Source organism: Dactylosporangium sp. CA-052675 (assembly GCF_050947935.1).
In the GTDB taxonomy this organism is placed as follows: domain Bacteria; phylum Actinomycetota; class Actinomycetes; order Mycobacteriales; family Micromonosporaceae; genus Dactylosporangium.
Map to the genome: position 1 here is coordinate 10347403 of NZ_CP192010.1, position 14942 is coordinate 10362344.

Annotated in this window: 18 protein-coding genes; 8 read left to right on the forward strand and 10 right to left on the reverse strand. The window is 71.3% G+C overall.

The features are described 5' to 3' along the window. The first annotated feature begins 96 nt into the window (after positions 1–96). A complete protein-coding gene (locus ACQP1P_RS46660; protein ID WP_433081630.1) occupies positions 97–522 on the forward strand; it encodes a hotdog fold thioesterase in 426 nt (141 codons plus the stop codon). Between the two features lie 69 nt (positions 523–591). Beyond that, positions 592–984: a hypothetical protein gene (locus ACQP1P_RS46665; RefSeq protein ID WP_433081632.1), complete on the forward strand. Its 393-nt coding sequence runs from the start codon at positions 592–594 to the stop codon at positions 982–984. A gap of 19 nt (positions 985–1003) precedes the next feature. Here ACQP1P_RS46665 and ACQP1P_RS46670 read toward each other — a convergent pair whose 3' ends face one another. Both ACQP1P_RS46670 and ACQP1P_RS46675 read right to left on the reverse strand, forming a co-directional pair. Then, positions 1004–2215 carry an ABC transporter substrate-binding protein gene (locus ACQP1P_RS46670; RefSeq protein WP_433081634.1) on the reverse strand — a complete coding sequence of 404 codons (1212 nt, stop codon included), beginning with the start codon at positions 2213–2215 and terminating at the stop codon, positions 1004–1006. 311 nt (positions 2216–2526) lie between these two features. Further along, positions 2527–3345 carry an alpha/beta hydrolase family protein gene (locus ACQP1P_RS46675; protein WP_433081636.1) on the reverse strand — a complete coding sequence of 273 codons (819 nt, stop codon included), beginning with the start codon at positions 3343–3345 and terminating at the stop codon, positions 2527–2529. A 95-nt stretch (positions 3346–3440) separates the two neighbouring features. Between ACQP1P_RS46675 and ACQP1P_RS46680 the strand changes: the two genes are divergently transcribed. Next, the gene (locus ACQP1P_RS46680) at positions 3441–3980 is read left to right on the forward strand and encodes a bacterial proteasome activator family protein (RefSeq protein ID WP_433081638.1); all 540 of its coding nucleotides are present in this window, start codon (positions 3441–3443) and stop codon (positions 3978–3980) included. 540 nt (positions 3981–4520) lie between these two features. Here ACQP1P_RS46680 and ACQP1P_RS46685 read toward each other — a convergent pair. The 3 genes from ACQP1P_RS46685 to ACQP1P_RS46695 all read right to left on the reverse strand — a co-directional run bounded on the left by ACQP1P_RS46685 (position 4521) and on the right by ACQP1P_RS46695 (position 7279). Continuing rightward, complete coding sequence (locus ACQP1P_RS46685) at positions 4521–5321, reverse strand: HAD family hydrolase (protein WP_433081639.1); 801 nt, start codon at positions 5319–5321, stop codon at positions 4521–4523. 188 nt (positions 5322–5509) lie between these two features. Then, a complete protein-coding gene (locus tag ACQP1P_RS46690; protein WP_433081641.1) occupies positions 5510–6328 on the reverse strand; it encodes an HAD hydrolase family protein in 819 nt (272 codons plus the stop codon). A 282-nt stretch (positions 6329–6610) separates the two neighbouring features. Next, a complete protein-coding gene (locus ACQP1P_RS46695) occupies positions 6611–7279 on the reverse strand; it encodes a hypothetical protein (protein WP_433081643.1) in 669 nt (222 codons plus the stop codon). A 298-nt stretch (positions 7280–7577) separates the two neighbouring features. Here ACQP1P_RS46695 and ACQP1P_RS46700 point away from each other — a divergent pair, with 298 nt between their 5' ends. The 4 genes from ACQP1P_RS46700 (at position 7578) to ACQP1P_RS46715 (ending at position 10147) form a co-directional block, all read left to right on the forward strand. After that, on the forward strand, positions 7578–8003 hold the full coding sequence (locus ACQP1P_RS46700; RefSeq protein WP_350613861.1) for an OsmC family protein: 426 nt from the start codon (positions 7578–7580) through the stop codon (positions 8001–8003). A 59-nt stretch (positions 8004–8062) separates the two neighbouring features. Then, positions 8063–8410 carry a metallopeptidase family protein gene (locus ACQP1P_RS46705; RefSeq protein WP_350614045.1) on the forward strand — a complete coding sequence of 116 codons (348 nt, stop codon included), beginning with the start codon at positions 8063–8065 and terminating at the stop codon, positions 8408–8410. A gap of 93 nt (positions 8411–8503) precedes the next feature. Further along, positions 8504–9229 (forward strand): AIM24 family protein, encoded by a 726-nt coding sequence (locus ACQP1P_RS46710; RefSeq protein ID WP_433081645.1) that lies wholly within the window; start codon positions 8504–8506, stop codon positions 9227–9229. A 261-nt stretch (positions 9230–9490) separates the two neighbouring features. Beyond that, entirely contained in the window at positions 9491–10147 is a 657-nt protein-coding gene (locus ACQP1P_RS46715) for an AIM24 family protein (protein ID WP_433081647.1), read from the forward strand. A gap of 72 nt (positions 10148–10219) precedes the next feature. Here the strand turns inward: ACQP1P_RS46715 and pheA are convergent, their stop codons facing one another. From pheA to ACQP1P_RS46740, 5 genes are all read right to left on the reverse strand, one after another. Continuing rightward, the gene (pheA, locus tag ACQP1P_RS46720; RefSeq protein WP_433081649.1) at positions 10220–11164 is read right to left on the reverse strand and encodes a prephenate dehydratase; all 945 of its coding nucleotides are present in this window, start codon (positions 11162–11164) and stop codon (positions 10220–10222) included. Between the two features lie 23 nt (positions 11165–11187). Beyond that, a complete protein-coding gene (locus tag ACQP1P_RS46725; protein ID WP_433081651.1) occupies positions 11188–11700 on the reverse strand; it encodes a hypothetical protein in 513 nt (170 codons plus the stop codon). A gap of 93 nt (positions 11701–11793) precedes the next feature. Continuing rightward, a complete protein-coding gene (locus ACQP1P_RS46730; RefSeq protein WP_433081653.1) occupies positions 11794–12186 on the reverse strand; it encodes an ACT domain-containing protein in 393 nt (130 codons plus the stop codon). A 152-nt stretch (positions 12187–12338) separates the two neighbouring features. Beyond that, positions 12339–12764 (reverse strand): hypothetical protein, encoded by a 426-nt coding sequence (locus ACQP1P_RS46735; RefSeq protein WP_433081655.1) that lies wholly within the window; start codon positions 12762–12764, stop codon positions 12339–12341. A 97-nt stretch (positions 12765–12861) separates the two neighbouring features. Next, positions 12862–13563, reverse strand: coding sequence for a hypothetical protein (locus tag ACQP1P_RS46740; RefSeq protein ID WP_433081657.1), 702 nt, complete (start codon positions 13561–13563; stop codon positions 12862–12864). Between the two features lie 192 nt (positions 13564–13755). Here ACQP1P_RS46740 and ACQP1P_RS46745 point away from each other — a divergent pair, with 192 nt between their 5' ends. Next, positions 13756–14937 carry an arginine deiminase gene (locus tag ACQP1P_RS46745; RefSeq protein ID WP_433081659.1) on the forward strand — a complete coding sequence of 394 codons (1182 nt, stop codon included), beginning with the start codon at positions 13756–13758 and terminating at the stop codon, positions 14935–14937. Positions 14938–14942 lie beyond the last annotated feature (5 nt).

Genomic DNA, 14942 nt, shown 5'->3' on the forward strand with positions numbered 1-14942 from the left:
GGCTTCTCCTCCCCAAAGGCCTCCCCAAAGGTGCCGTGCGCACCTTAGCGCGGGCAGCCCCCGAGTTTCAGCGGGGGCGCGGGTACTCTCCCGGGTATGGCTGATCAAGAATCCGTGACCCCGAGCGAGACGCACGGCGGCCTTTCGATGGAGGGCCATCTGCCCGAGCGGATGGGGATCGTGATCCTGGAGGCGTCGCCCGAGCGGGTCGTGGCGACCATGCCGGTCGACGGCAACACTCAGCCGTACGGTCTGCTCCACGGTGGCGCCTCGGTCGTCCTCGCCGAGACGCTCGGCTCGATCGGGGCCGCCATGCACGCGGGCCGCCTCTACAACGGGGTCGCGGTCGGCATCGAGGTGAACGCGACCCACCACAAGTCCGCCAAGCGCGGGCTGGTGACCGGCGTGGCCACTCCGCTGCGGCTCGGAGGCCTGATCGCGAGCTACGAGATCGTCGTGACGGACGAGGACGGCGAGCGGATCTGCACCGCCCGGCTGACCTGCGCGCTGCGCCGGGGATGAGCCGCGGGTCACCCCGCGAATCCCTCCGAGTGCACGCAGGGCCTTGACGGAGCGACATACGGTTGCGGCGTGGATGACCCGGGAGACGAGACATATCAGGACGCCGCACAGGTCCTGGCCTCAGCGCTCGCGGGCGACGAGGACGCGGTGACCCACACCTTCGACTCGGTGGTGGACCGGCGCGGCATGAGCGCCGCGTATGACGTCGCGTGGCGCCTGGCCGGCGAGATGGTGGGCGACAACCTGGCGCGCGGGCCGTGGCGGCTGGACTTCCCGGACATCGACGACGCCAACTACGACAAGCGCTGGGTGGCGCGGTTCGTGAGCGCGTACGTCAACGAGGACGCCTCGAGCGCCACGGCCCTGTTCACCGTGGCGCTGGTCGACGGCAAGCTGCCGGAGTGCCTGCTGACGCTGGCCGGCTCGGCCGTGGCCACCCTGAAGCGGCGCGGCGCCGCCTGACGGTGCGCTCGAGCCGCGCTCAGCCGCGGGTCGACAGCTCCGCGGTCAGCACGTTGGAGAGCACGGCGCCGTCGTTGCGGACCTGCCGCAGGTACCACCGCTGCAGCGGCGTGCGCGTCTGCGTGAACTGCCAGCCGCCGCGGGGGCTGTCGATCTGGCCCAGGCGCCCGATGGCCGCGTTGAGCTGGAACGAGTCGAGGTTCCTGGTCGCGTCCGTGATCGCCTTGTCCAGCACCGCGGCCGCGTCGAAGGACGACATCGCGAACGTCGAGGGCACCGAGCCGAACGCCTTCTGGTAGTCGGCGACGAACCGGCGGTTGGCCACGTTGTCGAGGTCCGGCGAGTAGTTGAGCGCGGTGTAGATGTCGCGCGCGGCGTCGGCCTGCTGCTTGAGCACGTAGCCCTCGGTCAGGCTTCCGGTGCCGAGGAGCTTGAAGTCGGCGGGGAAGTGCATGTTGCGGTACTGCTTCACGAACTCGATCGCCGCGGCGCCGTTGAACAGCGCGTACATGCCCTTCGCGCCGGACGTCTTGACGGCGTTGAGCATCGCGGTGAAGTCCTTGGTGCCGTAGGCGACCGTGCGAGCCTGCCCGGCGATCTGACCGCCGACGCTCTTGTACGTCTCGACGAAGCTCGCCACATCCTCGTCGCTGCCGGCGGGGTCGGTCTGCCCGCAGATGGCGAGGCTGCCGTCGATGTTGCCCGCGGCCCACCGCGCGATCGCCGTGCCGGGCTCGTCCGACACGAAGGACGTGCGCCAGATGTACTTCGGGCCGAGCGTCTGCAGCGCCTTGGGCGACGCGCTCGACCCGATGAGCGGGATCTTCGCGTTCTCGATGTCCTCGCGGATCGCGAGCATCACGGCCGGGTTGGCCACGCCGGTGATCGCGAGGACCTTCTCGTCCTTGATGAGCTTGTTCGCGGCGGCCTTGCCACTGTCGGCCGTCTCGCCCTCGTCCGCCTTCACGAGCGTGACCTGACGGCCGCCGAGCTTGCCGTCGTGCTGCTGGAGATAGAGGCTGAAGCCGTTGTCGAGTTCGTCGCCGAAGTCCTTGAACATGCCGCCCTGCGGGACGATCATGCCGATCTTGACCGGCGGGCCGCTCGGCACCGCGGTGCTGTCGGTCGAGTCGTCGGAGCTGCTGCAGGCGGACAGGAGCGGCGCGGCCATGCCCGCCGCACCCGCGGCCGCGAACAGCCGGAGCGCCTGGCGGCGGTTCAGGTGGGACACGTGCTTTTCCTCCCCGGGACCCCGCGCTACGCGGGCGTCGACTGGCCCGCGCTCCTCGCGAGCCACGAGCCTACAACCCACGCTGCGTTCTACCGCCATCGCGCCGGACAGTCAATCGTCGTTGGCGGCCCCGCCCCTGGTCAGGGCGGGTCAGTCGCGGCCGGCGGCCGTCGGGGTCACGGCCGGCGCCCCAATCCCTGGTCAGTGCCGGTCAGTCGACCCCGGTGGTCTCGCCCCTGGTCAGGACGGGTCAGTCGGGTCCGGCGGCCGGCGGGGTCGCGGCCGGCGCCCCAGTCCCTGGTCGGTGCCGGTCAGTCGACCCCGGTGGTCTCGCCCCTGGTCAGTGTGCCGAAGGCGGCCAGCACCGCGGGCCAGGCCCCGGAGCGGGGGTCGATGACGCCGAAGTGCTCCACGCCGGCCAGCTCGACGAGCGTGGCGTCGTCGCCGGCCCGGCGCGCGGACCGGCAGTAGTCGCGCGACAACTGCACGGGCACGATCTCGTCGAGCGTGCCGTGCACGACCACGGTGCGCACGCCCGAGGGCAGGTTCCGCATCGGATCCGCCGAGCGGTACGCCTCGGGCACCGCGTCGGGCCCCCCGCCCAGCAGGTCGGCCACGGCTCCGGAGTCGAGATCGAGCTCGTACGCGCGGGTGAGGTCGGCCACCGGCGCCAGCGCCACGACTCCGCCGACGGCGTCGGGGGCGACGGAGGCGTACCACAGCGCGAGGTGCCCGCCCGCCGAGTGACCCGCGAGGATCGGCCGGTCGACCGACACGGGCAGCAGGCCCCGGTGCGCGATCTCCTTCGCCAGCTGGTCCGGCACCGCCACGGCGGCCGCGGCCACGTCGGAGAACGTGCCCGGCCAGCCACCGCCGGGCTGCCCGGTGCGCCGGAACTCGATCGTGGCGACCGCGTAGCCGCGCGCGGCGAGGTCGGCGGCGAGCGGCCCGGCGTGCGCGCGATCCCACTCGTGACGCCAGAAACCACCGTGCACGAACAGGACGAGCGGCGCATCCGGTACGGCCGGCAGGCGCACATCCGCGACATGATCCGGGTGCTCGCCGTAGCGCAGCGTGAAGTCCGGCGCCGGGGCCGGGCGGCTCAGCACGTCCCGGGGATCGCTCGTCACCGGGAGACGTTATCGCGTCACGAAGGGTGGCAACAGTGGCCGGATCGGTACCCCTTCTTGGTTGCCCCCGGAGGGCGTGGGTAAGACTTGGAGCCATGGCAGAAGAGGCGCAGGACGAGTCGCGAACCGTGCTCGTCGTCGGCCCGGACGGGCGGCCCCTGGGCACGATGTCCACCGGCGATGACGACAACGCGGAAGACCCGAGCAAGCTCATCGAGCAGCCGGCCAAGGTGATGCGGATCGGCAGCATGATCAAGCAGCTGCTCGAGGAGGTCCGCGCCGCTCCACTGGACGAGGCCGGCCGGCAGCGACTCAAGGAGATCCACCGCCGCTCGATCACGGAGCTCGAGGACGGCCTGGCCACCGAGCTGCGCGAGGAGCTGGAGCGGCTCTCCCTGCCCTTCGACGACGACGCGACGCCGAGCGAGGCCGAGCTGCGCATCGCCCAGGCCCAGCTCGTCGGCTGGCTGGAGGGGCTCTTCCACGGCATTCAGGCGGCGCTGGTCGCGCAGCAGATGGCGGCCCGGGTCCAGCTCGAGCAGATGCGGGGCCGTCCCGCCCTTCCCGGCGCTCCGGGCGTCGCTCCCGGGCAGCCGGGCAGCCCTTCGCCGTCGGGGACCGGTCAGTACCTCTGATACGACTCCGTCGCGGGCCCGACCGGCAGCCGGTCGGGCCCGTTTCGACTGCTTCGGGGGCTCGGGTGGTTGACGCGATATGTCGGGCGCTTCGCGCCACGACATATCGGATTTTTCGCCTGACGGGTCATATGGCGGCATAGGCCCGATTTCACGGCGCTCAGCGCACTGGATGAAACGGTTAGCGCACTGATCGAGGCGGCCGGTGCGCTGGACGAGCAAATCGGGGAAAGTCGGATCAAGATGCTCGAACATGGTCGGGACGCGGCTGAGAGAGCGGTCGACGGGTCAGCCAGCGGAAAAGTGGCCGGCCTTCGGTAGGGCTTGAAGACGCGCATCCACGGCGGCGCGGAAGCCGCGAGTGCTGAGCCCGCACAGCGAGCAGCGAGGCGCACCGGCGCACCGCAGCACCGGTCGCATACCGATGGGCCGCCGTAAAGCTCCGCACGAGTCCGGGCGCTGCGGAACCAGCAAAGCGCCGAACCAGCAGCGCCCGGCAAAGCGGCCGTGCAGCCGGGGCGAACGGGACCCGAGCGCGGGTCAGAAGCTGAAAATGCGCTCGAGGTATTCGGCGACGCCGTCGTCCTCGTTGCTGTACTTCGTCACGTCCGACGCCGCCGCCCGCACCATGGGGTGCCCGTTCGCCATCGCCACGCCGCGGCCCGCCCACGTCAGCATCGGCAGGTCGTTGGGCATGTCGCCGAACGCGATCACGTCCGCCGCCTCCACCGAGTGCGTCCGGGCCACCAGCGCGAGCGCCGAGGCCTTCGTCACCCCCGCGGCCGACACCTCCACCATCCCGCTGGATGACGAGTTCGTCGCCTCCGCGAGCCCGGCCAGGCATGCGCCGACCCGGGCCGTGAACTCGTCGGGCGACTGCACCCCGGCGCGCACCAGCAGCTTCGCGGCCGGGCGGGTCAGCAGCTCCTCGGGGGTGCACGGGCCGACGGACTCGTGATCGGCCTCCCACGGGCCGACCGGGAAGCCGGGCTCGTGGCGCATCTGCCGGCCCCCGTCGCGCTCGACGGCGAAGACCACTCCGGGCACCTCGGCCCGCAGCCGCGCGCAGGCCTCGGCCAGGACGTCGGCCGCGAGCGGCTCGCTGTGCACGATGGTGTCGGTGGCCGGGTCGTAGGTCGCGGCGCCGTTGGCGCAGATGGCGAGGGCGGGGACGTTCAGCTGGGAGTACACGGGGAAGATCCAGCGGATCGGGCGCCCCGTCACGAGGACGATCGCGACGCCGGAGTCGTGCAGGCGCCGGAAGGCCGCGACCGTGCGCGGGCTCACCGTGCGGTCGTGGCGAACCAGCGTGCCGTCGAGATCCGTCGCGACCAGTCTCACGAGTTCAACATAGCGTCGCGACGGGGCGTGACGCCGTCCACGGTGAGCGGCGTCTCGTCAGCGGTCCGTGTCGCAGTGGCAACCCGACGTCCAGGTACGTCACCGTCACGCCGTCGGAGGCGGTCCGTGCCACAGCTTCAACATGGCGTCGAGGTGCGTCACCGTCACGCCGTCGGAGGCGGTCCGTGTCACAGCTTCAGCATGGCGTCGAGGTACGTCGCCACGCCGTCCTCGTCGTTGGTGAGCGTCGTCTCGTCGGCGATCGCGCGCAGCCGAGGGTGGGCGTTGCCGACGGCGACCCGGCCGAACCCGGCCCACCGGAACATCGGGATGTCGTTGGGCATGTCGCCGAAGACGAGCACGTCGCCGGGGTCGACGCCGAGCGCGGTGGCCACGATCATGAGCCCGGTGGCCTTGTCGACGCCGGGCGGGCAGATCTCGATGTATCCGAGGCCGGCCTGCGTCACGGTGGCCATGTCGGGCGGGATGAGCCGCTGCGCGGTGGCGAGCAGGTCGTCGACGTCGCACGCGGGGTGGCGTGCGAAGCCCTTGATCACCGGGCCGGTCAGGCACTCGGCGCGCACCCGGGCCTCGACGGCGTCGTAGCGCCAGTTCGGGTCGGTGTCGCCCCACAGCGGAGCCTCGTGGTGGTCGCCGGCCTCGACGAGCACCGACAGCGTGCCGAGCTCCCGCTCGAGGAGGGCCAGCACGTCGGCGAGCACCTCGCCGTCGAGCCGCTCGTCGCGCAGGATGATCGGGTGCTCGGGGTCGCGCAGGTCCAGCACCCGGCTCCCACCGCCCATGACCAGGAAGTCCGCGGCCGGGATGTCGTGGCGCACGAGCTCGGTGAGCCGAGGGCCGCGGCCCGTCGCGCCGACGACGTGGATGCCGGCCGCTCTGACGCGCTCGAGGACCTCACGCGTGTACGGGCTTACCGTCTCGTCGCTGCGCACCAGGGTGCCGTCGAGGTCGGTCGCGATCAGCTTGGGAAGGCTCGAACCGCGCATTGTTGCTGCTCCTTCCGCTTGAGCGGGGCAGCAACCGTACCTCTCGGATCCCGACCGGTGACAGGCTGCGAATAAAACTCGACCGAACGTTTACTGAAACGTCGTCGGTACGGGGGTCACCGTGAGCTCCAGCGGCACACCGCGGCGGGACCCCGCCGACACCGGCCACGCCGCCGGACCGAACGTCTACTGCAACGTCGTCGGCACGGGAGTCACCGTGAGCTCCAGCGGCACACCGCGGCGGGACCCCGCCGACACCGGCCACGCCGCCGGACCGAACGTCTACTGCAACGTCGTCGGCACGGGAGTCACCGTGAGCTCCAGCGGCTCACCGCCGCGAGGCTCATCGACACCGCGGCGGGACCCCGCCGACACCGGCCGCACCGCGAGCACGAGCGCCGCGGCCAGCATGACGAGGGCGGCGAAGGCCAGCGGGTACCCCGGCCCGGTCTTCGTCTGCGGGTTGGCCACGAGCAGGAACGAGAAATCGGAGTTGCCCATGTGGTCGATGACCGTCTTGAACCCGACCAGCACCAGCAGGTTCGCGGCGAGCAGACCGCCGGCGACCGCGCTCGCCACCCGGCGCGCCCCGGCGCCGCGCACCGCCAGGAGCACGGCCAGTGCGGTCAGGGCGCCGGCGAGCGTGAGGAGGTAGACGGTGACGTGGGCGGCGCTGAGGTACGTCAGCGGCACGTCGACCGACCGCTGCGTCGCCGCCCCCGGCACGAGCACGAACTCCTCGTCCGTCGTGCCCGACCGGGAGCCGAGCGTGAACGACCCCCAGGGCATGTACTGCGCCGAGATCGCCAACCCGAACCCCACCGCCAGCAGCCCGAGCGCGAACACGTTCGGCCGGCGCCGCTCCTCGACCGGTGCCGCGGCGGTCGCCCTCGGCGGTTCCCCGGGCACGGGCGCGAGGATCTCCGGCATGGAGCTGGGCTGCTCAGGCATGCCCCGCATCGTACGGCCTGTCGCGTGACCGGGGTGGGAGCGTGGCGGCGTCCAGATGTCGCGATGCCGGGGCCGACCGGCGCGCCGCACCAGGCCGGCCCGGCGAAGGCGCCGCGTGCCCCGCCGCAGTTCAATCCGCGGGCGAGGTCAGCAGCGGCAGCGACACGAGCCCACGGCAGGAAGCTGGACGCGCATCCGCCGACCAGGCCGAACAGCGCCATGCGTCCCATCGGCTTTCCTCCCGTCCGGGTGCCGGGCTCGTCCCACGAGGGACACGCGATGGGCTAGCGTCTGGTTCATGCCTACTCGCACTTCATCTGCCCGCTGGGAGGGAGACCTCCGGTCCGGCTCCGGCACGGTCTCCACCGGTTCGGGCACCTTCCAGGGCAACTACTCGTTCCCGTCCCGTTTCGAAGAGGGCAAGGGCACCAACCCCGAGGAGCTCGTGGCGGCCGCGCACGCCGCGTGCTACTCGATGGCGCTGTCCAACGGCCTCGCCAAGGCTGGTTTCACGCCGACGTCGGTCGAGACGTCCGCGGCGGTGCAGTTCGGTGCGGTCGAGGGCGGCTTCGCCATCACCCGGATCGACCTGACGACCCGTGGCGACGTGCCCGGCATCGACGCCGCCGAGTTCGAGAAGCAGGCCCAGGACGCCAAGGCCGGCTGCCCGATCTCCAAGGCCCTCGCGGCCGTCGAGATCACGCTCGACGCTCAGCTTGTCTGAGCCTTTGCGCAAACGTTCTTGAGAGGGTCCCCGATTTCGGGGACCCTCTTCGCATGCCGGTGCAGATGAGCAAGGAGCGCTTCGAGGAACTCGTCGGGGAGGCCCTCGACGAGGTGCCCGAGGAGCTGCTCGATCTCATGGACAACGTGGTGATCCTGGTCGTCGACGACGCGCCCCCGGAGGATCCGGACCTGCTGGGGCTCTACGAGGGGCACGCGCTGACCGAGCGCGGATGGGACTACGCCGGCGTGCTGCCGGACCGGATCTCGATTTTCCGCAAACCGATCCTCGCGATCTGTGACGATGAGGATGACGTGGTGGACGAGGTCGCTATCACGGTGGTGCACGAGATCGCGCACCACTTCGGCATCTCCGACGAGCGGCTGCACGCCCTGGGCTGGGACTGATGGCCGACGGAGCCCGGCGAGCGGTGGCCGACCTTGCGCCAACCATCTACCGTCACTGTGCGGTTCAAAGTACGTCTTGAGAGGACGACCACGATGCGCAGTGCGCTGTTCGCCGCCGAAAACATGGAGAAGGAGTCGCAGCAGCCCGGCCTGCGGCTGCAGAACTCCAAGCTGCTCAAGGCCGAGCTCAACGGCGAGATCATGGCCCGCCAGGGGGCGATGGTCGCCTACCAGGGGCAGGTGCAGTTCAAGGCGCTCGGCTCGGGCGGCATGGGCAAGTGGCTCAAGTCCAAGCTGACCGGCGAGGGCGTGCCGCTGATGTCGGTCTCGGGCCGCGGGGACGTGTTCTTCGCCGATCGGGCGGCGGACGTACACCTCATCGACCTCGACCAGGGCGACGCGATCTCGATCAACGGCGCGAACGTGCTCGCCTTCGAGAGCTCGCTGCAGTACGACATCAAGATGGTCCAGGGCATGGGCATGATGTCCTCGGCCGGCCTCTTCAACTGCGTCTTCACCGGCCGCGGCCGGCTCGCGATCACGACCAAGGGCACGCCGGTCGTGCTCACCGTCGACCAGCCCACCTACGTCGACCCGCAGGCCGCGATCTGCTGGTCGGCGAGCCTGCAGACCGGTTACCACCGCGCCGACCAGATCGGCCTGGGCACGCTGATCGGCCGCTCCACCGGCGAGGCGTTCACGATGAGCTTCGCCGGCCAGGGCTTCGTGGTCGTGCAGCCCTCCGAGGAGCCCCCGCCCGGCGCGGGCCAGCGCCAGCAGCAGAGCGGCGGCGTCCTCGGCGGACTGCTCGGCGACTGAACGCGACCGCGACGCGACAGGGCGGACAAAACCGCCGCGGAGGCATGAAGGCGGACGGCGGACGGCGGACGACAGCAGGGCGGACAAGACCGCCGCGGAGGCATGAAGGCCGACCGCGGACGCGGCGGCAGCAAAGCGGCAAGTGCGCAACGGCTCCGAGACCAGCAGGTCGCGGGGCCGTTGTCGTTCGCTACGCTGCCCGTCGTGCGAGGTGACATCTTCAAGGCCGAGAACATGGCCCAAGCCCCTACCCAGGCAGGCATGAGTCTGCAGCACTCCAAGTGCGTCAAGTACGCCGTCAACGGCGAGGTCCTGGCCCGCCAGGGCGCGATGATCGCGTTCCGTGGCAACCTCGGATTCGAGGTCAAGAGCCAGGGCGTCGGCAACTTCCTCAAGCGCGCGGTCACCGGCGAGGGCGTATCCCTCATGTCGGTCCGCGGCCAGGGCGAGGTCTGGTTCGCCTCCGGGGCGGCCGACTGCTTCATCCTGGACATCGAGCCCAACGACGCCCTGTCGATCAACGGCCGCAACGTGCTGTGCTTCGACCCGTCGCTGCGCTACGACATCCAGATGGTCCGCGGCGCCGGGATGTTCGGCGGCGGCCTGTTCAACTGCGTCTTCACCGGCCAGGGCCGGCTCGCCATCGTCTCCGAGGGCGCGCCGCTGGTGATCCCGGTGACCCCGCAGGCGCCGGTCTGCGTCGACACCGACGCGGTCGTGGGCTGGTCGAGCAGCCTGCAGACCACCATCCAGAAGAACCAGAGCCTCAAGTCGATGCTGCGCGGCGGCTCCGGCGAGCTCTTCCAGCTGGCGCTGCAGGGCCAGGGCTTCGTGATCGTGCAGCCCAGCGAGGGCAAGCCGGCCCCGGCCCAGTCCAGCAGCGGCGGCGGCCTGCTGGGCAACGTCCTCGGCGGCTGACCCCAGCCCGGCACGACAGCACCTCGCGCGGCGCCGCGCCCGTCAAGGGCGCGGCGCCCTCGCGCAAGGGGCCTAGGAAGTCTCGCCGAGCCGGACCCGCGACAGCCAGGAGGCGGCGTCAGCGAAGTCGGCGTCGGACAGCCCCGCGGCCGGCCGGGGTGGCGGGTCGCTGTGCGGGGCCCGCGGATAGGAGCCCAGGAAGCGCACGTCGGCGCAGATCCGCCGCAGCGCCTGCAACGCCTCCCCCATCTGCAGATCCGCGACGTGCCCGCCGCAGTCGAGGAAGAAGACGTACCGCCCCAGCCGCTCCCCCGTCGGGCGGGACTCGATCCGGGAGAGGTTGATGCCCCGGACCGACAGCTCGGTGAGCACCTGCAGCAGCGCCCCGACGCGGTCGTGGGCGATGTAGACCGCGAGCGTCGTGAGGTCGTCCCCGGTCGGCGGGGGCGGCGGCCCGGGCCGGGACACGAGCGCGAAGCGCGTCATCGCGTCCGGGTTGTCGGCGATGTCCGTGGCCAGGATGTGCAGCCGGTAGCGCTCGGCCCCGATCTGCGCGCAGACGGCCGCGTCGAACTCGCCCTCGGCCGCGCCGATCGCCGCCGTCGCGTTGGACAGCACGTCGACCACGGTCGCGTTGGGCGTGTGCGCGCGCAGCCAGTCGCGGCACTGGGTCCCGGCCTGCGGGTGCGCCGCGACCGAGCGGATCTCGTCCAGCGGGCGGGCCTCGCGGGCCGCGAGCACGAACTGCACCGGCAGGACCACCTCGCGGGTGATCACCAGCGGCTCCCCGTTGGCCAGCTCGTCGAGCGTCACGCCGACCTGGCCGCCGATCGAGTTCTCCAGCGGCACGAGCGCCGCGTCGGCGTCGCCGCTGCGCAGCGCGTCGAGGCACTCGGGGACGCTGCGGGCGGGGCTCAGCACGCCGCGCTCGGCGGCCGGAATGGTCTTGAGCGCCTGCTCGGAGAAGGTGCCCTCCGGACCCAGGAACACGAACCGCGTCGGTGGCACACCAGGCATACGACCAGCCTAGTTAATGCCGATCAGTTGCAGTCGACCGCATCGAGGAATGCGATGGGAGCCGCCGCGCGCACCTCGACCGTGCACGGATCGGTGCCGACGGTGACGACGGTGAGCGAGGCCGGGCTGCCCTTCGTGATCACCCGCAAGGGCTCGCTGTCGGTGACGCTCAGGATGGTGTACTGCCACACGCCCGAGCACACCGGCTCCGTCTGCACCTTCACGCCGCCCCCGGAGGGCAGGTTCGGCCGCGCCTTGCGCACCGCCGCGAGGACCTGGGCCCCGCTCGGCTTGCCGTTGCAGTAGCTCACCTGCGTCTCGGGGAACCCGGTCGGGCTCGGGCTCGAGCTCGGCGACGTGCGGGGGTCGGCCGGCGCCGTGGTGGTCTCGGGGGTCGGCGGCAGCACCGGGACGAGCGGCTCCTGGCTGAGCAGACTCGGCTTCACGGTGGGCGCGGCCGGGGGCTCCTCGTGCCGGCAGGCGGCCAACAGGCATCCAAGGCCGACGATCGCCAGCAGGGCCGCCGGGGTTCGCATGCGCCCATCGTAGGAGGGCCCGCGCGGGGCCGGAAGGAGCGGCCCCCGGTCAGGATCGACGGCCGCGAGGCATCAACGACGCTGACTGGGACCTCAGGTGGTCACGCGGTGTCCGGCCGCGCCCAGAGCGGCCAGCGCCTCGTTCAGCCGCACGGCCGGGACCAGCAGATAGTCGGTGTCGAAGGTCGAGAAGGCGAAGATGTTCACCCGCGCGTCCGCCAGCGGCGAGACGATCGACGCGAGGACGCCCGTCAACGCCAGCTGCACCGGTCCGGCCACGCGCAGGCAGCGCCACGGCGTCTCGACGGTCGCGCCCGCGGGCACCCGGTCGGCCGGGCAGAGGATCGACACCTCCTCCGGCGTCCACGTCACCGACAGGACGTCACGGCCGGACATCGCGGCCTCGGCGAAACCGGCGGGCATGGCGGATCCGGCCGGTAGACGGCAGATCGCGTAGTCGCCCGGCAGGAGCGCAAGGTCCAGCATGACAAGGAGATTACGGTCTGAACGCGCTCCGTGGCGGCGTCCGTGACGACAGTAACTCCGTATTGACGACGCCTCGCCGCCATCGGCCGTGAGCTCAGTTGATCAGCGAGAAGAAGGTCAGCGACCCGACCGTGCCGCCACCGGCCGTGAGCTCAGTTGATCAGCGAGAAGAAGGTCAGCGACCCGACCGTCTTGCCGCCCTCGGTCAGCGGCGTGGCGATGGCGTCGAAGGTGCACGGCCCGGTGGCGCACTCGATGCGGATCAGCCCGCGCGCGAGACGGCCCGAGACCAGCGCCAGCACGACGGGCATGCGGGCGACCTCGGTCTGCTCCAACGGCTTGCCGTCGGCGAAGTCGAGCAGTCGCAGCACTCCGTCCTCCGCGAGCAGGGGCCGGCTCACCGGGGACTGGGTGAGGCCGAGCATCTGCTCGAACGACGCGGACATCGCCACCACGACCTGCTGGGAGTCGATCACCAGGCAGGCCTCGGCGGCGCCGTCCACGGTCGAGCCCCAGCGCTCCAGGCCGGGTTCCGCGGAGGGAAGATCGGAGATGGAGAATTCGACGTGCTGCGGCACCGCGCCTCCTCAGGCACCGGTCGTGCGAATGCGAGCAGCCGGCAACCAAGCCCGATCGTGAATCTTCATCGCATCGCGTCCGGCCACCTCGAAGAGGCTACTCCGAGTGACCTCGCTTGTCAGTGCCCACCTGTTCGCCGTCGCGGTACCACCGGTAGCCCTCGGCCACCGCGTCGTACCCCGGCTGGAACCAGGTCGCGGGGTGCATGGCCAGGTCGAACACCTTGTCGACGGTCTCCGCCGCGAGCCGCTGCCCGCGGGCGTTGAGCACGCGCGGAAGCTCGTGGTAGGCGGTGACCAGGCAGCCCTTGGGCACGCCGTAGAAGCTGATTTTTCCGCTACCGGCGAACGCGAGGACGGGCATCACCGGGATCGAGACCCCGGCGCTGCGCGACAGCGCCTCGGTGGCGGCGCGCGCCTCGCGGCGGGCCTCCTCGACGTAGCGCGGCCGCTTGCCGTCGATCTGGACCACGTCACCGGCGAACGCGACCCGGCTGCGTCCGTGGTCCTTGACCGTCACGGCGAAGACGCCGCCCGGCCCGACCGCCAGGAAGCCGGTGCGCTCGGCCCCGCCGAGCTCGCGGAGGTCCAGCACGTGCCACTCGTCGCCGAGGTGGCCGATGAGGGAGCCGATCCGGCGGTACTGACGGCTGTGCGCCGCCTCTTCCCGGCGCGTCTCGCGCTCTGCCCTGCGAGTTCGAACCCAGTCGATGGGGGTCGGCCGGCCCGCGTCGACGATGACGCGTTCTTCGAACCCTTCGGGCTGCGAATCTTGACCGCGGTACAGGACGTCGGTCATGTCGCACACCTCCGATGTCGCCGCTTCGGTTGCGTGTGTGTCCAAACACCGTACGTGAGGGTCCCCACCGTCGGCATCATGTAGTGGTCGGAATGACATGGAGTGACTGGGATGAATGCCGCATTCACGACCCTTCATGAATTTCACATAGCGACAACCAGACGATATCGGATCGACCGTTAGGGTGACCCCATGAGTGTCGACACGGAGGTCGGACGCCTGGTCACGGTCCTGTTGCACCGCCCGGGAGCGGAGCTGGCCCGGCTGACGCCGCGCAACAACGACTCGCTGCTCTTCGACGGCATTCCGTGGGTCGGCCGCGCGCAGGAGGAGCACGACATTTTCGCCTCGGCACTGCGCGCACGCGGCGTCGAGGTGCTCTACGTGGCGACACTGCTCGCCGAGACGCTCACGATCGAGGCGGCGAGGGCCGAGGTGAGCGCCGCGGTGCTGGCCGACTACCGGCTCGGCGACACGCTGCGCGACCACGTCGCGGCCCACCTGTCCGATCTCTCGCCCGCGGAGCTGGCCACCACGCTGGTCGCCGGCCTGAGCCGGGCCGAGCTGGGCCTGGGCGGGCGCGACGGCGGGCTGGTGCACGCGCTCATGGAGCCCGGCGAGTTCGTCATCGACCCGCTGCCCAACCTGCTGTTCACGCGGGACTCATCCGTGTGGATCGGCCCGCGGGTCGCCGTCACGAGCCTGGCCATGCACGCACGCAGCCGCGAGACCACCCTCACGCACGCGATCTATCGGCACCATCCCCGGTTCGCCGGCACCGAACTGCTCTATGACCCGTCCCTGGAGCACCTGGAGGGCGGGGACGTGCTCCTGCTCGCCCCGGGCGTGCTGGCGGTCGGCGTCGGCGAGCGGACCCGCCCGGCGGGCGCCGAACGGCTCGCCCGGCGCTGCTTCGCCGCGGGGCTGGCCCACACCGTCCTGGTCGTGCCCATCGCCCAGGAGCGCGCCACGATGCACCTCGACACCGTGTGCACCATGGTCGACGTCGACGCCGTCGTGATGTACCCCAACGTCGCCACCAGCCTGCGGGCCTGGACGGTCACGGCCGAGTCGTGCACCGGCCCGGCCCCGTTCCTCACCGCCGCGGCCGCCGCGATGGGCATCGACACGCTGCGGGTGATCGACACCGGCCTCGACCCGGTGACGGCCGAGCGCGAGCAGTGGGACGACGGCAACAACACGCTCGCGATCGCCCCGCGGCTGTGCGTGGCCTACGAGCGCAACGTCGAGACCAACGCGCAGCTGGAGCGCAACGGCATCGAGGTCATCCGCATCCCGGGCTCCGAGCTGGGCTCGGGGCGGGGCGGACCGCGCTGCATGTCCGCCCCGATCCACCGCGATCGGCAGCCGTGACCGCA